Annotated in this window: 18 protein-coding genes; 8 read left to right on the top strand and 10 right to left on the bottom strand. The window is 68.1% G+C overall.

Annotated features, from left to right (window positions below; genetic code table 11):
* From infB to G154_RS05640, 4 genes are all read left to right on the top strand, one after another.
* Positions 1-2,576 (top strand): translation initiation factor IF-2 (infB, locus tag G154_RS05655; protein ID WP_237742486.1); only part of this gene is annotated, 2,576 nt, incomplete at its 5' end.
* The gene (rbfA, locus tag G154_RS05650; protein ID WP_019513095.1) at positions 2,576-3,070 is read left to right on the top strand and encodes a 30S ribosome-binding factor RbfA; all 495 of its coding nucleotides are present in this window, start codon (positions 2,576-2,578) and stop codon (positions 3,068-3,070) included. The genes infB and rbfA, both read left to right, overlap by 1 nt.
* Entirely contained in the window at positions 3,045-4,055 is a 1,011-nt protein-coding gene (locus G154_RS05645) for a bifunctional oligoribonuclease/PAP phosphatase NrnA (protein ID WP_019513094.1), read from the top strand. Before rbfA ends, G154_RS05645 begins: the two co-directional genes overlap by 26 nt.
* Positions 4,048-5,361 carry an MATE family efflux transporter gene (locus G154_RS05640; RefSeq protein WP_019513093.1) on the top strand — a complete coding sequence of 438 codons (1,314 nt, stop codon included), beginning with the start codon at positions 4,048-4,050 and terminating at the stop codon, positions 5,359-5,361. Before G154_RS05645 ends, G154_RS05640 begins: the two co-directional genes overlap by 8 nt.
* Positions 5,362-5,381: 20 nt before the next feature.
* On the opposite strand, the gene G154_RS05635 is transcribed toward G154_RS05640, so the two are convergent.
* The 5 genes from G154_RS05635 to G154_RS05615 all read right to left on the bottom strand — a co-directional run bounded on the left by G154_RS05635 (position 5,382) and on the right by G154_RS05615 (position 10,482).
* Positions 5,382-6,329: an alpha/beta hydrolase family protein gene (locus G154_RS05635; protein WP_019513092.1), complete on the bottom strand. Its 948-nt coding sequence runs from the start codon at positions 6,327-6,329 to the stop codon at positions 5,382-5,384.
* Positions 6,330-6,537: 208 nt separating this feature from the next.
* Positions 6,538-7,350, bottom strand: a complete 813-nt coding sequence (locus G154_RS05630; RefSeq protein WP_019513091.1) for an ABC transporter ATP-binding protein — start codon at positions 7,348-7,350, stop codon at positions 6,538-6,540.
* 13 nt (positions 7,351-7,363) lie between these two features.
* The gene (locus G154_RS05625) at positions 7,364-8,407 is read right to left on the bottom strand and encodes an ABC transporter substrate-binding protein (protein WP_019513090.1); all 1,044 of its coding nucleotides are present in this window, start codon (positions 8,405-8,407) and stop codon (positions 7,364-7,366) included.
* A 26-nt stretch (positions 8,408-8,433) separates the two neighbouring features.
* A complete protein-coding gene (locus tag G154_RS05620) occupies positions 8,434-9,318 on the bottom strand; it encodes an ABC transporter permease (protein WP_023985613.1) in 885 nt (294 codons plus the stop codon).
* Positions 9,319-9,450: 132 nt separating this feature from the next.
* Positions 9,451-10,482 (bottom strand): LacI family DNA-binding transcriptional regulator, encoded by a 1,032-nt coding sequence (locus G154_RS05615; RefSeq protein WP_019513088.1) that lies wholly within the window; start codon positions 10,480-10,482, stop codon positions 9,451-9,453.
* Between the two features lie 170 nt (positions 10,483-10,652).
* On the opposite strand from G154_RS05615, the gene G154_RS05610 reads away from it, so the two are divergent.
* From G154_RS05610 to G154_RS05595, 4 genes are read left to right on the top strand one after another with little or no spacing between them, the layout of a single operon-like run.
* A complete protein-coding gene (locus G154_RS05610; RefSeq protein WP_031601442.1) occupies positions 10,653-11,819 on the top strand; it encodes a Gfo/Idh/MocA family protein in 1,167 nt (388 codons plus the stop codon).
* Positions 11,820-11,821: 2 nt separating this feature from the next.
* Positions 11,822-13,000, top strand: coding sequence for a dihydrodipicolinate synthase family protein (locus tag G154_RS05605; RefSeq protein WP_023985614.1), 1,179 nt, complete (start codon positions 11,822-11,824; stop codon positions 12,998-13,000).
* On the top strand, positions 13,000-13,830 hold the full coding sequence (locus G154_RS05600) for a sugar phosphate isomerase/epimerase (protein ID WP_019513085.1): 831 nt from the start codon (positions 13,000-13,002) through the stop codon (positions 13,828-13,830). The genes G154_RS05605 and G154_RS05600 overlap by 1 nt, the downstream gene beginning before the upstream one ends.
* Positions 13,827-14,933, top strand: a complete 1,107-nt coding sequence (locus G154_RS05595; RefSeq protein WP_019513084.1) for a glycerate kinase — start codon at positions 13,827-13,829, stop codon at positions 14,931-14,933. The genes G154_RS05600 and G154_RS05595 overlap by 4 nt, the downstream gene beginning before the upstream one ends.
* On the opposite strand, the gene deoC is transcribed toward G154_RS05595, so the two are convergent.
* The 5 genes from deoC to G154_RS05570 are packed head-to-tail and all read right to left on the bottom strand — an operon-like array spanning position 14,927 to position 20,735.
* Complete coding sequence (deoC, locus tag G154_RS05590; protein WP_019513083.1) at positions 14,927-15,613, bottom strand: deoxyribose-phosphate aldolase; 687 nt, start codon at positions 15,611-15,613, stop codon at positions 14,927-14,929. The two genes, G154_RS05595 and deoC, sit on opposite strands and share 7 nt — an antisense overlap.
* Before the next feature lie 38 nt (positions 15,614-15,651).
* Positions 15,652-16,650, bottom strand: coding sequence for an ABC transporter permease (locus tag G154_RS05585; RefSeq protein WP_019513082.1), 999 nt, complete (start codon positions 16,648-16,650; stop codon positions 15,652-15,654).
* Positions 16,643-18,199, bottom strand: coding sequence for a sugar ABC transporter ATP-binding protein (locus tag G154_RS05580; RefSeq protein ID WP_019513081.1), 1,557 nt, complete (start codon positions 18,197-18,199; stop codon positions 16,643-16,645). The genes G154_RS05585 and G154_RS05580 overlap by 8 nt, the downstream gene beginning before the upstream one ends.
* Positions 18,196-19,182 (bottom strand): sugar-binding transcriptional regulator, encoded by a 987-nt coding sequence (locus G154_RS05575; protein ID WP_019513080.1) that lies wholly within the window; start codon positions 19,180-19,182, stop codon positions 18,196-18,198. Before G154_RS05575 ends, G154_RS05580 begins: the two co-directional genes overlap by 4 nt.
* Positions 19,182-20,735 carry a ribulokinase gene (locus G154_RS05570; protein WP_019513079.1) on the bottom strand — a complete coding sequence of 518 codons (1,554 nt, stop codon included), beginning with the start codon at positions 20,733-20,735 and terminating at the stop codon, positions 19,182-19,184. Before G154_RS05570 ends, G154_RS05575 begins: the two co-directional genes overlap by 1 nt.
* Position 20,736 lies beyond the last annotated feature (1 nt).

The following is a 20,736-nucleotide window of genomic DNA, read 5'->3' as shown; positions in this document are numbered from 1 at the left end:
AGCAGCGGGAGCGCGCTGCCCGCGTAGGCGAGCACCAGCGTGTAGACCGTGCTGGCGATGTGGTCCCGGCCGCACCCGCGGCCCAGGCTCCGACGCCCGCACCGGCTCCGGCTCAGACCCCCAGCCCCGCGGCGCCGACACCCGGCCCCGCGCCGACGCCCGCACCCGCACCGTCGGCACCCGCGGCCACCGGCACTCCCGGGACCACCCAGACCCCCGGTCCCCGTCCGGGTCCGACTCCCGGTCCCAAGCCCGCACCGCGGGCACCCCGTGTCGGCAACAACCCCTTCTCGTCGCAGGCACCGGTCGAGCGTCCGGCGCCTCGTCCGGCCGCCGGTCCCGGTGGCCCGCGTCCGGGCCCCGGCCCGGGTGGTCCGCGTCCCGGCGCACCCCGTCCCGGTGCCGCCTCACCAGGCAACATGCCGCCCCGTCCGCCGGGCGCGCGTCCCGGCGCGACCGGTCGTCCCGGTGGTCCGCGTCCCGGACCGGGCGGTCGTCCGGCTCCCGGTGGCCGTCCCGGCGGTGGCGGCGGTGGTAACTACCGCGGTGGCGGTGCAGGCGGCGGCGCAGGTGCCGGTGCCGGCGGCGCAGCGGCCGGTGGATTCCGCGGACGCCCCGGTGGTGGTGGCGGCGGTGGCCGTCCCGGCCAGCGCGGCGGTGCCGCAGGTGCCTTCGGCCGTCCCGGTGGTGCCCCTCGGCGCGGGCGCAAGAGCAAGCGCGCGAAAAGGGCCGAATACGAGAACATGCAGGCCCCGGTCGTCGGTGGCGTGCGGTTGCCGCACGGCAACGGCGAAACCATCCGGTTGGCCCGCGGCGCGTCGCTGAGCGATTTCGCCGACAAGATCAACGCCAACCCGGCTTCGCTGGTGCAGGCGCTGTTCAACCTCGGTGAGATGGTCACCGCCACGCAGTCGGTGGACGATTCCACGCTGGAGCTGCTGGGCAGCGAGATGAACTACGTCGTCCAGGTCGTCTCCCCGGAGGACGAGGACCGCGAGCTGCTGTCCTCCTTCGACCTCACCTATGGCGAGGACGAGGGCGGCGAAGAGGACCTCGAGTTCCGCCCGCCGGTGGTCACCGTCATGGGCCACGTCGACCACGGCAAGACCCGCCTGCTCGACACCATCCGTAACGCCACCGTCCGTGAGGGCGAGGCCGGTGGGATCACGCAGCACATCGGCGCCTACCAGGTCCTCACCGAGCTGGACGGCAACGAGCGGCTGGTCACCTTCATCGACACCCCCGGTCACGAGGCGTTCACCGCCATGCGTGCCCGTGGCGCCAAGGCCACCGATATCGCGATCCTGGTGGTCGCCGCCGACGACGGTGTGATGCCCCAGACGGTGGAGGCCATCAACCACGCGCAGGCGGCCGATGTGCCGATCGTGGTGGCGGTCAACAAGATCGACAAGGAAGGTGCCGACCCGAGCAAGATCCGGGCGCAGCTCACCGAGTACAACCTGGTGGCCGAGGAGTACGGCGGCGACACGATGTTCGTCGACATCTCCGCCAAGCAGGGCACCAATATCGATGCGCTGCTGGAAGCGGTGTTGTTGACCGCCGATGCGTCGCTGGATCTGCGGGCCAACCCCGATATGGAAGCCCAGGGTGTGGCCATCGAAGCGCACCTGGACCGCGGTCGCGGTCCGGTGGCGACGGTGCTGATCCAGCGCGGCACGCTGCGGGTCGGCGACTCGATCGTCGCCGGCGACGCCTACGGCCGCGTCCGACGCATGGTCGACGAGCACGGTGAGGATGTCGAGGAGGCGCTGCCGTCGCGTCCGGTGCAGGTCGTCGGGTTCACCTCGGTGCCCGGTGCCGGCGACAACCTCCTGGTTGTCGACGAGGACCGCATCGCCCGCCAGATCGCCGACCGGCGCAGTGCGCGCAAGCGCAACGCCCTGGCCGCGCGCAGCCGCAAGCGGATCAGCCTGGAAGACCTGGATTCGGCGCTGAAGGAAACCAGCCAGCTGAACCTGATCCTCAAGGGCGACAACGCCGGTACCGTCGAGGCGCTGGAAGAGGCCTTGATGAACATCGAGATCGACGACGAGGTGCAGTTGCGCGTCATCGACCGCGGTGTCGGTGGTGTCACCGAGACCAACGTCAACCTGGCCTCGGCCTCGGATGCCATCATCATCGGCTTCAACGTCCGTGCCGAGGGCAAGGCGACCGAGCTGGCCAACCGCGACGGTGTCGAGATCCGCTACTACTCGATCATCTACCAGGCGATCGACGAGATCGAGGCCGCGCTCAAGGGCATGCTCAAGCCGGTCTACGAGGAGAAGGAGCTCGGCCGCGCCGAGATCCGCGCCATCTTCCGGTCGTCCAAGGTCGGTAACATCGCCGGTTGCCTCGTGCAGTCGGGCATCATGCGGCGCAACGCCAAGGCCCGCCTGTTGCGCGACAACGTGGTGGTCGCCGAGAACCTCACCATCTCCTCGCTCAAGCGGGAGAAGGACGATGCCACCGAGGTCCGCGAGGGTTACGAGTGCGGTCTGACCGTGACCTACAACGACATCAAGGAAGGCGACGTCATCGAGACCTATGAACTGGTCGAGAAGGCGCGCACCTAATGGCTGATCCAGCTCGCGCACGCCGGCTGGCCAAGCGGATCTCGACGATCGTGGCCTCGGCCATCGAGTACGAGATCAAGGATCCGCGGCTGGCCGGCGTGACGATCACCGACGCGAAGGTGACCGCCGACCTGCACGATGCGACGCTGTACTACACGGTGTTGGGGCCGACCCTGGAGGACGAGCCCGATTACGCCGGTGCGGCGGCCGCATTGGAGAGTGCGACCGGTGTGCTGCGCTCCAAGGTGGGCGCGGGCACCGGCGTGCGGTTCACCCCGACGCTGGCCTTCGTCAGGGACACCGTTCCGGACGCGGCCAATCGGATGGAAGAACTGCTGTCGAAGGTGCGGGCGGCCGATGCCGACTTGGCCCGAGTTCGGGAGGGTGCGGTGCCGGCAGGCGATGCCGACCCGTACCGTGTGAGCGGGGGAGACGCTCGCGGGGACGAACTCGACGCTGAGGACACCGGTGACGACGACCGATACGACCGCTGAGACCGCAAACGACGCGGTCCCATCCGGCCCGCGGGTCGATGCCGCGGGTGCGGCACGGTTGTTCGATGCTGCCGATTCGATCGTCATCATCGCGCACGTCTATCCCGACGCCGACACCATCGGCGCCGGTCTGGCACTCGCACAGGTCGCCGCCACGGCGGGCAAGGACGTCCAGGTCAGCTTCGCCGCTCCCGATGCACTTCCCGAGTCGCTGGCCACCCTGCCCGGCGGGCACCTGCTGGTCCCGCCGGCCCAGGTGCGCCGAGACCCGGACCTGGTGGTCACCGTCGACATCCCGTCGGTGAACCGCCTCGGCAGCCTGAGCGGGTTGGCGGAGGGTGCCCGCGGGGTACTGGTCATCGATCACCATGCTTCCAACACACTGTTCGGCACAACCAACTTCGTGGATCCCAAGGCGGACTCGACGACGATGCTGGTCGCCGAGCTCCTCGATGCCTGGGACAAGCCGATCGACGAACCGGTGGCGCACTGTCTCTATGCCGGATTGACCACCGATACCGGCTCTTTCCGGTGGGCCAGCGCACGCGCGCACCGGTTGGCGTCCCGACTGCTCGATACCGGGTTGGACAACGCCGGTATCAGTCGCGACCTGATGGACACCCACCCGTTCGCCTGGCTCCCGATGTTGTCGCGCGTGCTGGGTTCGGCCCGGCTGATCGACGATGCCGCCGGCGGACTGGGGCTGGTCTACGCCATGGTCGACCACGAGGAATGGACCAATGCCCGGCCCGAAGAGGTCGAGAGCATCGTCGATATCGTGCGCACCACCGCCCAGGCGGAAGTGGCGGCGGTGTTCAAGGAGATCGAACCACGGCAGTGGTCGGTGTCGATGCGCTCCAAGTCATTGGATGTCTCGGCGGTGGCAGGGCGTTTCGGCGGCGGGGGACACCGCCAGGCCGCAGGCTACTCGGCCGCCGGCTCAGCCGATGACGTCGTCCGTGCGTTGCAGGACGCTCTTGGCTGACGAACCCGTCACCGCGCGGCGGATCGCCGGACTGGCGTTACCCGCACTGGGAGTGCTTGCCGCCGAACCTCTTTACCTGCTGTTCGACCTCGCCGTCGTAGGTCGGCTCGGGGCGCTGAGTTTGGCGGGTCTGGCGATCGGCGGCTTGGTGATCTCACTGGTCGCCTCGCAAGGCACCTTCCTGTCCTATGGCACCACCGCACGATCGGCGCGTTTCTTCGGGGCAGGCGATCGCGCCGCCGCAGTCCGTGAAGGTGTGCAGGCCACCTGGCTCGCGGTGGGGCTCGGGGTGCTGATCGTGGCCCTTGTGCAGGTCTTCGCCGATCCGCTGGTCTCCGTGCTCGCCGACGGCGGCGCGCTGGCCGCCGAGACGCTGCCATGGCTGCGCATCGCCATCTGCGGGGCGCCGGCGCTGTTGATCTCGTTGGCAGGCAACGGCTGGATGCGCGGTGTGCAGGACACCGTGCGGCCCCTTCGCTATGTCGTCTTCGGTTTCGCCGTGTCGGCGCTGCTGTGTCCGCTGTTGGTGTACGGCTGGCTGGGATTGCCCCGGCTGGAGTTGGCCGGCTCGGCGATCGCGAATCTGGTCGGGCAATGGTTGGCGGCGTTGTTGTTCTGCCGGGCCCTGCTCGCCGAAAAGGTGCCGCTGGCAGCCGCGCCCGCCGTACTGGCTGCGCAGCTGCTGATGGGACGCGACCTGCTGGTGCGCTCACTGGCCTTCCAGGCCTGCTTCGTCTCCGCGGCCGCGGTGGCCGCCCGGTTCGGCGCCGCCTCGGTGGCTGCCCACCAGGTGGTGTTGCAACTGTGGAGTTTCCTTGCCCTGGTGCTGGATTCGCTGGCCATAGCCGCTCAGTCACTGGTCGGTGCCGCCCTGGGCGGTGGCCAGTTGAGCCACGCCAAGTCGGTTGCCACCCGCGTCACCATCTTTTCCACCGCGGCCGCCGCGATACTCGCGCTGATCTTCGCCGCCGGTTCCGAGGTGATCCCGCGGCTGTTCACCTCCGATGCGGCGGTCCTCGACCAGATCGGCGTGCCATGGTGGTTCCTGGTCGGCCAATTGATCGTCGCCGGAATCGTTTTCGCGCTGGATGGGGTGCTGCTGGGCGCCGGTGACGCCCGGTTCATGCGTAACGCGACGGTGTGCAGCGCGTTGGTCGGTTTCCTACCGCTGATCTGGTTGTCGTTGGCGTTCGGCTGGGGACTGGCCGGCATCTGGTCGGGCCTGTCCCTGTTCATGGTGCTGCGCCTGCTGTTCGTCGGCTGGCGCACCCTCTCGGGACGCTGGCTGGTGGCAGGCACCGGATAGTCCCCAGCTGAAGCCGGCCGTCAGGCTCCCAGCGTGCGCTGGATGTCACCCTTCATGGCGTTGAGCTGGCTGCCCCAGTAACCCCAGCCGTGGGTGCCGTTGGGCGGGAAGTTGAACGTGCCGTTGGTACCACCGGCCTTCTCGTACTGGGTCTGGAAGTTGCGGTTGCTGTCCAAGGTGATCGTTTCCAGCACCTGGCCGGCCACATCGCCACCACCGCCGAGCTCACCGGGACGACCGGTGCCGCAGTACACCCAGATGCGAGTGCCGTTGGCGACGAGCTTGCCGACGTTCACGGTCGGGTCGTTGCGCTGCCAGGCCGGTCCGCCGCCCAGACCCCACATGTTGATCGCGTTGAACCCGCCGGCGTCGGCCATGGCGAAGGTGACCAGCAGTGGCCACAGGCCCTGCGAGAGGTTCAGGTAGCCCGACAGCGAGGCGGCGTAGCTGAACTGACCGGGGTGGAAGGCTGCCAGGGTCAACGCGGCGCTACCCGACATCGACAGCCCGACAACGGCATTGCCGTTCGGCGAGATGCCCTTGTTGGCCGCCAGGTAGTTCGGCAGCTCGGAGGTCAGGAAGGTCTCCCACTGGTAGTTGTAGGTCTGGCCGTTGCCGACCGCGGGTCCCTGCCAGTTGGTGTAGAAGCTGGACATGCCACCCACCGGCATGACGACCGAGACTCCGGATTCGAAGAAGGTCTCGAAGGCCGCGGTCTCGATATCCCAGCCGCTGTTGTCGTCGCGGGCGCGCAGACCGTCGAGCAGGTACACCGCGCGCGGACCGCCCCCTTGGAAGCGCACCGGGATGTCGCGGCCCATCGCGGCCGAAGGAACCATCAGCGTCTCCACCGGTAGCCCGGGACGGGAGAATGCCGAGGCGGTGGTCGGTTGGACCACCCCGACGAGCAGGAGTGTGGCCATCAGGCCGACCACTACTCGGCGGGTCACTGTGTGCAGATTTTTCATGAGATCGATGCCGTCCTGTCGGGCGAGCCCCCCGCGGCGCGCAGGTACGAAGATGCGGTCCGGAACTGCGCTGGGCCGGACCGGTGTCATCGATTACGTCGTCCGCGAACGGCTTTTCGTTACGACGCCTTCGGTTCGCTGTCGGTGAACGCCCGGAAACACCACGGACGCCCGACGCATTCAGCGCCGGGCGTCCGAGGGTGCTCGATCAGTCCGCGGCGCCGGAGCTTCCCAGCAGGTAGCGGACCCGATTGGCCACCGTGATGAACTCTGGCCGTTCCATCGTCTCGGCGTAGTCCCGTTCGGCGGGTAGGTCGACGTCGATGGTCTCGATGATGCGGCCCGGCCGCGGGCTCATCACCACGACCCGGTTGGCCAGGTACACCGCCTCGGCCACCGAGTGCGTCACCAGTACGACGGTGGTTCCGGTTTCCCGCCAGATCCGGTGCAACTCGACATTCATCTTTTCCCGGGTCAGCGCGTCGAGTGCACCGAAGGGCTCGTCCATCAACAGCACCTCGGGTTGGTGCAGCAGCGCCCTGCACAGCGAAACACGTTGCTGCATACCGCCGGACAGCTCGTGGGGCAGGGCGTTCTCGAACCCGCTCAGCCCGGTCATCTCGATCAGGTAATCGCAGCGGGACTGTGCCTCCTTACGGGGCATGCCCCGCATCTCGGCCTGCAGCAGGATGTTCTTGCGGACCGAACGCCATTCCAGCAGGGCGGCCCGCTGGAAGACGTATCCGATATCGCGCTGTGGTCCCTTGACCTGCTTCCCGCGCAACCTGACATCACCGGAGGTGGCGGTGGTCAATCCGGCGACCACCTTGAGCAGGGTGGACTTGCCACAGCCCGACGGTCCGGCGATGGAGACGAACTCCCCGTGTGCGACCCGCAGATCGACATCATCGACGGCGGTGACGGTGGACCGTTTGGAGGAGAACGTGACGGTCAGGTTGTCGATGGAGATGGCGTCTGAGGTCACGGTGGTCCTCGGTGCGGTGATCGTTGCGGAGGTCATGATCGGGCTCTCCCTATTGTCCTGCGGTGGCGGGGACGAACGATGACGCCCAGTATTCGGCCGGGTCCTTGGCCGACTGCAGGAGACCGGCCTCGCTCAGGGTGGCGATGGTGGAGGTCCAGTCCTGTTCGGCATTGGTGCCGGGAACCTTGCCGGTGGTGGCCGGGGTGTTCAACAGCGGGATGGTCTCCTGCCACTGCTGCAGCAGTACCTGCTCCGGTGGCGTCTGCGGGTCGACACCGACCATGGCCTTGGCGGCGGCCTCGGGATCGTTCTTGGCCGACTCGTAGGATTCGCTGACCGCGTCCAACATCGACTGCACCAGTTCCGGATTGTCGGCGATGGTGGAGTTGTGGGTGATCAAACCGTTGCTGTAGAAGTTCAGCCCGGCGTCGGAGTAGCGGAAGTAGCGCATTTCGCGGCCGCTCTTGTTGGCGATGGTGGGGCCCTGGTCGTGGGCGAAGCCGATGAGCCCGTCGACGCGGCCGGCCATCAGGGCGGCCATCTTGCCCGCGGAGTCCAGGTTCTGCTCCTGTACCGCACCGGGTTCCAGGCCGACATCGGCGAGGTACATCGGGAACGTGGTGGTCGGGGCGTCACCTGCGGACACCGCGATGGTGCGTCCGGCGAGATCGGCCGGTTCCTCGATTCCGGAGTCGGCGAACACCTGGACCGCCGAGGGGGTGGTCTGCAGGAACACGCCGACGCTCTTGATGTCGACGCCTTGGTCGATATTGCTCAACACCGCGGCGGTATCGGACCAGCCGAAGTCGACCTGCTTACCGCCGACCGCCTGCGCGGTGCGGGTGGAGCCCTGGCCGGGATCGATGGTCAGGTCGATACCGTGCTTGGCGAAGATGCCCTCTTTCACGCCGAGGTAGAGGGGAGCGTGCTCGCCGTAGGGGTACCAGTTCAGCATCAGCGTGACCGGGGTGGTGCCCTCGCCACCGTCGGCGGCCGAGTTGTCCTGGCCCGCACCGCCGCCGCAGGCGGCGAGTGTGAGCATGGCGGTGGTGGCGGCGATCGCGCCGGCGGCGCGACGATTCAGCGAAAACATTCCGGTCTCCTGTTTCGGGGTGGGTGTCAGACGTCCGCGGTCGAGGCGGAGTTGGATGTACGGCGCGAGGCGTGCCAGGGGATGAGCAGCTTCTCGGCGATCTCGATGATGGCGAACAGCACGATCCCCAGGATGGACATGATGATCAGGGCCGAGAACAGCATGGCGGTGTCCAGGCTTCCGTTGGCCTGCAGGATCACATAGCCCAAACCTTCGTTGGCGCCGACGAATTCACCGACCACGGCGCCGGTGACCGCGAGGGTGGCGGCCACCTTCAGGCCGGACATCAACTGCGGCAGGGACGCGGGGAAGCGAACCTTCATGAAGGTCTTGAACCGGCTGGCACCCATGGTGGAGGTGAGTTCGAGGATCTCGGGATCCACCGAACGCAGACCGGCCAGCCCGGAGATCACGATGGGGAAGAAGGCCATCAGCACGGCGACCAGGATCTTGGGGGACGGGCCGAAGCCCAGCCACACGATGAACAGTGGGGCGATGGCGATCTTCGGGACCACCTGGGCGAACAGGATGAGCGGGTAGACGGTCTTCTCGAAGCTGGTCGAGTAGATCATCATGACCGCGACGAAGACGCCGACGACGGTGGCGATGAGGAAGCCGATGACGGTCTCCCAGGTGGTCACCCAGGTGTTGGCCGCGAGGTATGCCGCGTTCTGCTGGGTTGCGGCCCAGGTGTCGGCGGGCGAGGGAAGGATGTAGGGCGCAACGAGTTCGGCCTCGGTGACTGCCCACCAGCCGGCCAGCAGCGCGAGCACCAGCATGATCGGCCGCCAGGTGTTCGACAACGTGCGTCCCGGTGAGAATGATCGGCGAGCCCGTCGGGACCCGGTGCGCGATTGTGCCCGCGTGCCGATGTCCGGTGACTGGACGCGGGCCGATGCGGTTACCGCCATGGAATGTCCTCTAGTTCGCAGTGAACGGGATGAAACCCGTTGGGAATGCGCTTTCCGAAGCAATTCCGACAGTAACGTGACCTGGCGCACACTGTCAACCGAGCAGTGGTCCGCGCCTCGTGAGGCTGAGAATCAGCTCAGCTTCGTGCTGTCCCGCAGCACGATCCGACCGGGGATCCGCTCGCGCAGATCGTCGGCGCCGTCGTGGTTGCGCAACGCCAAATCGACTGCGCGCAAGCCGATTTCTTCGAGCGGAAGGATCACGGTGGTCAGGCTGGGGGTGTGGTCGCGCAGGGTGGGGATATCGTCGAAGCCGGCGATGCAGATATCGCGGGGAACGCTCAGTCCCAGCTCCCGCCACGCGGCGATCGCCCCGATTGCCATGACGTCGGTGACCGCGAACACGCAGACCGGCGGTGTCATTGCACCCGGTTTCAGATCCAGTGCGGCGGCCAGGCGGCGGGCGGCCGAATGGCCACCGTCGCGATCGAAGTCTCCGGATACCTCCACCAAGGGGGTCAGTCCGTGCCTGCCGAGCGCCTCGACGAATCCATTGCGCCGGTCGACCGAGGTTCGGATATTGCCCGGCCCGCCGATCACGGCGAACTGCCGGTGCCCGGCCGCAACCAGTGCGTCGGCCAATTCTGCTGAAGCGAAATGATTTTCGGGTTCGACGGCACCGCCGAAGGCCAGCGGCTGGCCGATTACCACGACCCGTCCGCCGTTGGCTCGGTAACGGCCGAACTCGGCCTCCAATTCACGGTCGAGGTCGCCGCTCTGGCGTGAGCCGGCCAGCACGATCGCATCGGCGCGGTGTGCGATGAACGTACTGACGGCCTCACGTTCGATATCGAAATCGCGGTCGGTGCCGGCCAGTAGTACCTGCTTGCGTGCGGCCCTGGCGGCGGCCTGTACTCCGCGAGCGATCGAGGAGAAGTAGGGGTCGGCAATGTCATGCACGATGAGGCCGAGCAGTCCGGTGGAAGCCCGCGCCAAGGCCTGGGCCTGGGCATTCGGCACGTAGCCCAGCTCTCGTGCGGCTGCCCGCACCCGGTCGGCAACGCCTTCCCCCGGAACGCGGCTCGACCCGTTGAGCACGCGCGACGCCGTCGCCTGTGAGACTCCCGCGCGTACCGCCACATCGTGCAGAGTGACCGCTGCCATGCCCGTTCTTCCCCTGTGTCGCCGACGTCCGGAGTTGACCGGAGAGTGTCGACAGCTTACCTTGGAAAGCGCATTCCGAAGTGCAGACGCCGCCGTCACTCGACCGATGAGTTCGGCCGCGGTGTCGGTCCGCACACCTTTCACCGTCTCTTCAGACAAGGAATCTGCACATGTCTTCAGCTGAATCATCAGGCCGCCGTACGGTGCGCATCGCCATGAACGGCGTCACCGGGCGGATGGGTTACCGGCAGCACCTGGTGCGTTCGATCCTGCCGCTGCGCGACACCGGACTGCTGCTCGACGACGGTAGCCGGGTGGCCATCGAGCCGATCCTGTTGGGCCGCAACGCCGACAAGCTCGCCGAGCTTGCCGCCGAGCACGGCATCGAGTCCTGGACCACCGACGTCGCCTCGGTGATCGCGGACCCGACGGTCGACGTCTATTTCGACGCGCAGGTGACCTCGCGCCGGATGGAGGCGCTCTCGACCGCGATCAAGGCGGGCAAGCATGTCTACACCGAGAAGCCCACCGCGGAAACCCTCACCGAGGCGATCGAACTGGCACGGATGGCCGAGAATGCCGGAGTGGTGGCCGGTGTCGTCCACGACAAGCTGTACCTGCCCGGACTGGTGAAACTGCGCAGGCTGATCGACGAGGGATTCTTCGGCCGCATCCTCTCGATGCGCGGCGAGTTCGGTTACTGGGTGTTCGAGGGTGACCACCAGCCCGCGCAGCGACCCAGCTGGAACTATCGCGCCGAGGACGGCGGCGGTATCACCGTCGATATGTTCTGCCACTGGAACTATGTGATGGAGGGTTTGCTCGGCACCGTGGAAGCCGTCACGGCGCGCACGGTGACCCACATCCCGACCCGTTGGGATGAGCAGGGCAAAGCCTATGCGGCCACCGCCGACGACGCCGCCTACGGCATCTTCGAGATCGAGGGCGGCGTGATCGCCCAGATCAATTCGTCCTGGGCGGTGCGGGTCCACCGCGACGAGCTGGTCGAGTTCCAGATCGACGGCACGCATGGTTCCGCGGTGGCGGGTCTGCGCCAATGCGTGGCCCAGCAGCGCGCGCACACCCCGAAGCCGGTGTGGAATCCCGACCTTCCGGTCACCGAGAAGTTCCGCGACCAGTGGCTGGAGGTCCCGGCCAACGCCGATCTGGACAATGGCTTCAAGCTGCAGTGGGAGGAGTACCTGCGCGACGTGTTGGCCGGCCGCCCGCACCGCTTCGGTCTGCTGTCGGCGGCCCGCGGTGTGCAGCTCGCCGAACTCGGTCTGCAGAGCTCGGCCGAGGGACGGCGCATGAGCGTGCCGGAGATCGTGCTGTGACCATGACCAGCGCCGGCGCCGGCGTGCTGCTCGACCTGCCGGAGCACGGATCCTACGAGCTCTCCCGTCCGGGGTCGTGGCGCAAACCCGACTTGCCGATCACCTCCCGGATCGCCTATGCCGCAGCCCATGTGGTGCCCGCCGCCGCGGCCGACTGCACCCCTGGTGCGCCGGCACAGCTGGACTGGGACGTCACCATGGCCTACCGACACGAGTTGTGGTCCTACGGGCTCGGTGTCGCCGAGGCCATGGACACCGCCCAGCGTGGGATGGGTCTGGACTGGGCCGCTACGCGGGAACTGATCGCCCGTAGCGGCCGCGAGGCCGCCGCGGTGGGTGGCCGGCTGGCGTGCGGCGCGGGCACCGATCAACTCGATCTCGCCGATGTTCCCGGCGGCGCAACCGGTTTGGCCGTCGTCACCGATGCCTACCGTGAACAGATCGACGTCGTCCGCAACGCTGGGGCCGAGGTGATCCTGATGGCATCACGAGCATTGGCCCAGGTGGCACAGTCACCCGCCGACTATCTCTCGGTGTACGGCACGCTGCTGGCCCAGGTCGACCGGCCGGTCATCCTGCACTGGCTGGGCGAGATGTTCGATCCGGCGCTGCGCGGATACTGGGGTGACACCGATATCGACGCCGCCACCGCCACCTTCCGGGAACTGCTGGGCACCCACGCCGACAAGATCGACGGGGTCAAGGTCTCGCTGCTCGACGCGGGCCACGAGGTGGCGCTGCGGCGCGCGCTGCCCGCCGGTGTCCGGCTCTACACCGGTGACGATTTCAACTACCCGGAACTCATCATCGGCGACGGGGCGAGCCATTCCGACGCGTTGTTGGGGATCTTCGCCGCCATCTACCCGGCCGCCTCCACGGCACTGCAGGAACTCGACGCAGGCAACACCGCGGTGGCCGAGGACATCCTGGAATCCACCCGCGCGTTGGGGCGGCACATCTTCGCCGCGCCGACCTATTACTACAAGACGGGGATTGCGTTCCTGTCCTGGCTCAACGGCCATCAGCCCGGTTTCACGATGGTCAACGGTCTGACCGCGGGCCGCTCGGTCCGGCATCTGTGCGAGTTGTTCGTGCTCGCCGATCGGGCCGGCCTGCTCGACGACCCGCACATGGCTGCCGATCGGATGCGGATGTACCTGACGTTGAACGGAGTCCGGTGATGAGCGATCCCTACGCCAGGCTGTCGCTGAACACCATGACCACCAAGTCCTGGACCCTGCGCGAGGCCGTCGAGGCGACCGCCGCGGCGGGATTGCCGGCCATCGGGCTGTGGCGCGATCGGGTCGCCGAGGCCGGTGTCGATGATGCGGCGAAGATCGTGCGCGATCACGGGCTCCGGGTGTCCAGTCTGTGCCGCGGCGGCTTCCTGACCGGTCTGCACGACGGCGACACGGCACTGGCGGACAACCGTCGGGCGATCGACGAGGCGGCCACCCTGGGCGCACCGGAATTGATAATGGTTGCCGGCGGTGTGCCGGACCGGGATCTACCGGGCGCCCGCGCCCGGCTCGCCGACCGAATCGCCGAACTGGTGCCCTATGCCGCACAACGGGATGTCCGGCTTGCCCTGGAGCCGCTGCATCCGATGTTCTGCGCCGACCGCGCCGTGATCTCGACCCTCGGACAGGCCCTGGAGCTGGCGGCACCGCACCCTGCCGAGTCGGTGGGCGTCGTCGTGGACACCTTTCACATCTGGTGGGATCCCGAACTCGCGCAACGGGTTGCCGACGCCGGTGCCGCGGGCCGTATCAGCTCCTATCAGATCTGTGACTGGTTGGTGCCGATGGCCGCGGATCCGCTGGTCTCGCGAGGGATGATGGGCGACGGTGTCATCGACTTCGGAGCCATCACCGCGATGGTGGCCGCGGCCGGATATGCCGGGGACGTCGAGGTGGAGATCTTCAACGAGGCGGTGTGGGCCACCGAAGGCCACACGGTGCTGGAGACGATGAAGAGCCGCTATCGGGATATGGTGCTGCCCGCGCTGTGAAGATTCTCATCGCACCGGACTCGTTCAAGGGCACCGCGACGGCGATGGAGGTTGCCGAGGCGCTGGCCGCCGGTTGGAAGGCATTGCGAGGCAACGACGATATCGTCGTCCTGCCGCAGGCCGACGGCGGTGAGGGCACCTTGAGCGCCATAGCCGCATCGGCACCCTGGCAATGGCACGAGACCGTCGTGGACGGCCCCGATGGCCGTGCGGTGCCGGCCCGGTGGCTGCTCGACACCAGCGCCGGCCAGCACCGGGCGGTCGTGGAGCTCGCCGAGGCCTCCGGTATCGCGCTGATGTCCAGGCTGGACCCCTGGCGGGCCGACAGCCGCGGGCTCGGCCAGCTGATCGACGCCGCGCTACGCGCCGGTGCCTGGTCGGTCCAGGTCGGGCTCGGTGGCTCGGCGAGCACCGACGGTGGCGCCGGCGCGTTGATGGCGCTGGGGCTCAAGGCCTTCGACCGGCACGGCCGCCCGATCGGTGCGGGTGCATCCGGGCTGCGTGATGTCGATCGGATCGAGGTGGACGGGCTGGCGCCGCTGCCGCCGGGTGGGGTCGAGATATTGGTCGACACCGCGGCACCGCTGGCCGGTCCGCAGGGCGCGGCGGCGGTGTTCGGTCCACAGAAGGGTGTCGCACCCGCCGATATCGCGCTGTTCGACGACGGGCTGCTGCGCTGGTCCCGTGCGCTGCGAGCGGCCGGTCTGCACGCCGATCCGGACAGCCCCGGCGCCGGGGCGGCCGGCGGAGCGGGTTTCGGATTGCTGGCCTGGGGTGCGGCGGCGGCCTCGGGATCCGACCGCATCGCCACCGTCACCGGCCTCGATGCCCAACTGCCACGGGCGGATCTGCTCATCACCGGGGAGGGCCGATTCGACGGCACCTCCTGGACGGGCAAGGTGGTCGGCCATCTGCTCACCGCGGCCGACCATGCCGGGGTGCCCGCGCTGGTGGTGGCCGGTCAGGTCGCCGCCGCGGCGGACGTGTCCACCCTGTCGCTGACGGAACTGGCCGGCTCGGCGGATGCGGCGATGGCCGATCCACGGCGCTGGCTGCACGCCGCCGGATCGGCCGCCGCGGGGCTATTCGCGCAGGGTCAGTAACCCGACCCGGCTTCGCCGGAGGTCAGCAGCGCCCGCGACCCGGACACCCCGAGGCGGGTGGCACCGGCGGCGACCATCTCGAGGGCCTGCTCCAGGGTCCGGACCCCGCCGGAGGCCTTCACCTGCAGCCCAGCTCCGGACACGGTGCGGTGCATCAACTCCACGGCGTGCACGCTGGCCCCGCCGGTCGGGTGGAATCCGGTAGAGGTCTTGACGAAATCGGCGCCGGCGGCGACCGCGGCCCGGCACACCCCGACGATCTCGTCATCGGTCAGCGCCGCCGATTCGATGATCACCTTGAGCACTGTCGGGACGGGCGCGGCGGCGCGCACGGCGGCGATATCGGACTGGACGGCGGCGAAGTCACCCGCCTTCGCGGCACCGACGTCGATCACCATGTCGATCTCGTCGGCACCCTTGCCGACGGCCTCGGCGGCCTCGGCGGCCTTCACCGACGAGGAGTGCTTACCGCTCGGGAAGCCGCACACCACCGCGACTTTGAGCTTTTCGGGCACGGTGATCGGCAGCATCGACGGTGACACGCAGACCGAGTAGGTGCCCAGCTCGGCGGCCTCGGCGACCAGTGCGGCGACGTCGGCGGCGGTGGCCTCCGGCTTGAGCAGCGTGTGGTCGATCATCGCGGCGATATCGGCGACGGTGGGTGCGGTGGGGATGCTCATGTGTGCTTCTGTCTTTCCTTCTGACGGGGTGGGAGAAATCAGGCGGCGCTCTTGGACTGGCGGTCCAACAAGTAGTTCATGATCAGCGCCGCGATCAGGATCAGGCCGGTGACCAGCATCTGGAAGAACGAGCTCAGTCCCAGCAGGTTGAACAGGTTACGCAGCACCGACAGCAACAGTACGGCGATGAAGGTGCCCAGCACCCCGCCCTTGCCGCCGAACAGGCTGGTGCCGCCGAGCACGACCGCGGCGATCGCGTCGAGTTCCAGGCCGGCGTTGGCCGTCGGCTGGCCGATGGTCAGCCGGGCGGTGAGCAGGACTCCGGTCAGGGCGGCCAGCCCACCGCTGATCACATAGGCCATGGTGGTGATCCGTTGCACGGGCAGACCCGACAGCCGGGCCGCTTGGGCGTTGCTGCCCACGGCATAGATGTGTTCGCCGAAGGTGGTGCGCCGCAGCACGAGTCCCACGATGATCGTGGTCGCCACGAAGATGATGCCGACGACCGGGACGCCGGCGATCGACCCGGCGCCGAGAAAGCGCAGACCCATCGGGATCTCCGCGGTGGTCGGGGTGCCGTTGGTGGTCAGATAGGTCAGGCCGCGGATGCTCTGCATACCGGCGAGGGTGACCATGAAGGCAGGCAGCACCAGATACGCACTCAGGCCGCCCATCACGCCGCCGAGCACCAGTCCGGAGGCGATCGCGAGCGCCATCGCCAGCGGCCAGGCCAGACCGAGGCCGATGAAGATGGCGACCAGCATTCCCGACAGCGCGGCGACGCTGCCGACCGACAGGTCGATACCCGAGGTGAGGATCACCACCGTCATCCCGATCGCGACGATGCCGGTCAGGCTGGATTGCTGCAGCAGGTTGGCCATGTTTCCGGTGGTGAGGAACTGTGGTGCGGACACCGAGGCCACCACGAACAACGCGATGAAGATGAACAGCAGGTTGAACCGCATGAAGACGGCGCGGCGGCTCGATTTCGTTGCGCCGGCGGCCGAGTCGGCGGGCCGATCGATCAGGTCAGTCATTGTCAGTCTTCGTTCTTCCGGTGACGATGCAGCGGGCGATATCCGCTGTGGGGGTGGTGGCGGGCTCGAACTGCGCGATGTTGCGGCCCTCGTGCAGGACCCAGATGCGGTGGCAGTTCTCGGTGAGCTCGCTGAGTTCGCTCGATGCCATCACGACACCGACGCCCGTCTCGGCCAGTGCCTGGACCTGTTCGAACAGGTCGGCCTTGGCGCCGATATCCAAACCGCGGGTCGGCTCGTCGAGCAGCAGTAGATCGATGCCGCGGGCAATCCACTTGGCCAGCACCACTTTCTGCTGATTGCCGCCGGACAGTTGCCCGACGGGCTGCTCGACGCTGGCGAACTTCACACCGAGGCGCTCCAACGGCGGGCCGCACACGTCGCGGGCCTTGGCCAGCGGGTTGATCCGCCGCGGCGGCAACGCGGCGATGGCGGCGTTGCGCAGGATCGACTGTTCCAGGAAAAGGCCCTGCCTTTTGCGGTCCTCGGGAACCAGTCCGATACCGCAGCCGACCGCCGAACGCGGTGTCAGCGAGGTGATGTGCCCGTCCTTGAACGTCATGTCCAGCGCGGCCTTGCGGTCACCGAAGATGGTGGCCAGCAGGGTGGATCGGCCGGCGCCGCCGAGACCCGCGAGGCCGACGATCTCGCCACGGCCGACGGTGACATCGCGGATGTCGATGACACCGTCGATGGTGGCCCTACGCACGTTCAGCAGGGGAGCGCCGGAAAGGGCGCGAGGTTGCCGTGGCGGACGCGCCTGCACGGTTCGGCCGATCATGGCCTCCACCAACTCCTCCTTGGTCACCGAGGCGATATCGAAGACGCCGACCGTGGTGCCGTCGCGCATCACGGTGGCGCGGTCGCCGATGGCCTTGATCTCGTCGAGCCGGTGGGAGATGTAGATGACCGATTTGCCCTCGGCGGTCAGTTCGCGGATCACGGTGAAGACGGCCGCGAGGTCATGATCGGTCAGGGTGGCGCTGGGCTCGTCCATGATCACGATGCGGGCATCGGTGGTGAGCGCCTTGGCGATCGCGGTGAGCTGTTGATCCGACACCGACAGTTCGCCGACGACGGCGGTCGGCGCGAACCTGCCGCCGACCCGGGCGATTGCCGCTGCCGCCCGGCGGTCGCGAGCCCTGCGGTGGACGAACGGGCCGCGCCGCGGCTCGTGTCCGAGAAACAGGTTCTGCGACACCGTCATATCCGGCACCAGGTCCAGTTCCTGATAAATGGTGTTGATCCCGGCACGCACACCGTCGATGGGGGAGCTGAACCTCACCGCCTCCCCGCTCAGGGTGATCGTTCCCGAATCCGGTGTATACGAGCCCGACAGGATCTTCATCATCGTGGACTTGCCCGCGCCGTTCTCGCCGAGCAGGCAGTGCACCTCGCCCTCGGCCACCTCCAGGCTGGCGCCGGCACAGGCCTTCGTGCCAGGGAACGACTTGACGATCCCGACCATGCTGAGCGCGGTGGGTCGGTCCACACGTGTCCGCCGGGACCCCGCGGCGGCCGACGGCGGGGTGGAGTCCAGATCGGTCATGCCATTCCTCCAGCCTTGGCGGTCTGCTCCAGAACTGCGGTCGCGGTGGGTTCGTCGGTGATCAGCACCGAACACAGCCCGCTGCGCAAGGCCGCCCCGACCATCGGGACCTTGGCGGGCCCCGCGGCGACGGCGATCGCACAGTTGGCGTTGCGGACATCGTCGAGCCCTAGGCCGACGGTCCTGCTGTCGATACCGGGATGGGCTATCTGCCCGTCGGCGGTGAGGAAGTGGGCCAGCACGTCACCACACGCCCCGGCCGCGTCGAGTTCGCGCAACTCGGCGGGGGTGACCGCGCCGGATTCGACGAGCACCGAGGTCGGTCCGGACGCTCCAAGCGAGAACAGCAGCGCATCGGCCTGCCGGGCACCGTTGAGCACGTCGACGACAAAACCCTCGGCGTACAACGCATCCCGGGTTTCGATCCGCTCGACGATGGCAGGTACCGGCAACAGAGTGGCCCGCCCGTTGCCGCTGTGCGCGATGCTGGTGGCGATATTGGCCGCCGTGGTGGGCCGCACCGAACGGCTGACCCCGCCGTTGGCCTGGATGACCTCGATATTGCTGGTCCAGCCGGCCGGCAACACCGCCGCCACATGCTGCAGGGTGTTACCCCAGGAGACCGCGAGCGTGGCGATCGACTGCGCGTTGGCCTTGAGGTAACCCGCTGCGGCGGCGGCGATGTGGTCGTCCGAGCCGGGGCGTTCCGGGCCGGGCACGACGATGCACTCACGCAGTCCGAACTCGCCGCGCATGCGCACCTCGAGGTGGGTGCGCCGGGCCTGCGGATGCACGATCTTGATCTGCACGATGCCGACCTCGCGAGCTTCGTCGAGCAGTCGGCCCACCTTCCAGCGGGTGAGGTGCAGCTCCCGGCCGATGTCCTCCTGGGTTCGGCCCTGCTCGTAGTAGCTCTGCGCGACGTGCAGCATCAACTGGGTGTGGCTGGGTCCACTGGCTTTGGGTTCGGTCGGGCGCGCCATCAGGAACCCACCCGATCCGCGGTGGCGACGGTGCGCGCGGTCAGCGCATCGGCGCTGTCGCGCATGAACGGCGCCATGATCTCGGTGAGCCGCTGGTACTCACCGAAGGTGTTCTGATACAACGCAATCCGTGCAGGATCGGGCTCGAGTATCCGCACCGTCGGGGCGAACAGCGCCGATCCCTCGTCGAGCGATCCGGTGACCCCGGCGGCGGTCGCGGCGATCACCGCGCAGGCACGCAGGGTGAGGTTCTCGCCGACCACCAGTTCGGCGGGGCGGCCGAGGACGTCGACGGTCACCTGCTGCCACAACGTATTGCGTTCGATACCGCCGGAGAACACCAGCCGCTCGCATGACACCCCGGCGCGCTCGAAGGAGTCGACGACGCTGCGGGTGCCGCAGGCGACCGCTTCGACCATCGCCCGGTAGAGCTCGGCCTTGGTGGTTCCCAGGGACAGACCGACCACGGTCCCGCGCAACCGTGGTTCGCGGTAGGGCGTGCGGTTGCCCATGAAGTAGTCCAGTGCGTGCAGCCCGTGAGTGGCCGGGTCGACCGCGGCCGCCTCGTCGATCAATGCCGGAAGGTCCTGGCGGGCAACGCCCATGATGGACTCGCCTGCCCATTTGAGCACTGAACCGCTGGCGACCTGCCCGCCCTCGACGAGCCACTTGTCCTGGTGCAGTGCGCGCGGGTAGGGGCCCCAGATCTCGCGGGTGTCGGTCGGCTCGTCGACCTCGGCGATGATCGCCGACGAGGTCCCCGAGACAAGGGAGACCAGCCCGTGCAGTTCGGCACCGCAGGCCAGCAGCGAGACGTGCGCGTCGATGCCGCCGACGGCGACCACCGGGCTGCCGGTGATCCCGAGATCGGCGGCAGCGGCCGGGTGTAGCGCTCCGGCGACACCGCCGACGGCGACGATGCGGTCGGGAAGTTTGGCCGTCAGATCCGGTACGCCGAGGGCCCGGTACAATTCGTCGGGGAAGCGCCCGGCGAGGGTGTCGTAGTTGTATTTGCATACGGCGTTCATCTGCGAGCCGACCCATTCGCCGGTGAGCCGGAAGGTGACGTAGTCGACGGCCTCGACGATGCGCGCCGCCGACCGGTAGATGTCCGGTTCGTGGGTGTGCAGCCACATCGCCTTGGGCACCAGCCATTCCGAGGCATCCGAGCCACCTGACCATTTCAGGATGGGATGCTCGTCGACGAGTTCGGCGGTGAGTGCGGACTCGGCGCCGCTTCGGCAATCCATCCACAGGATGGCGGGTCGCAGCGGCTCGCCTGCGCCGTCGAGTACCGCGACGGTCGAGGCCGTGGTGGACGCGGCGATCGCCACCACCGCACCCGCGCCGCGACATGCTTGGCCGTCCAACAACTCGCGGCTGGCGGCAGTGAGCGCCGCCCACCAGTCGCGAGGGTCCTGTTCGGCCCAGCCCGGTCGCGGAAACCGGGTGCCATACGGTCGGTGCGCGGTGCCCAGCACCCGACCGTCCTCGGTGAACGCGCCGACCCGGGCACCCTCGGTGCCCAGGTCGATCGACAGCAGAATCCCCATG

Origin of the sequence: Mycobacterium sp. VKM Ac-1816D (assembly GCF_000416385.1) — a bacterium.
In the GTDB taxonomy this organism is placed as follows: domain Bacteria; phylum Actinomycetota; class Actinomycetes; order Mycobacteriales; family Mycobacteriaceae; genus Mycobacterium; species Mycobacterium neoaurum_A.
This window is presented reverse-complemented; position numbering and strand designations above follow the sequence as displayed.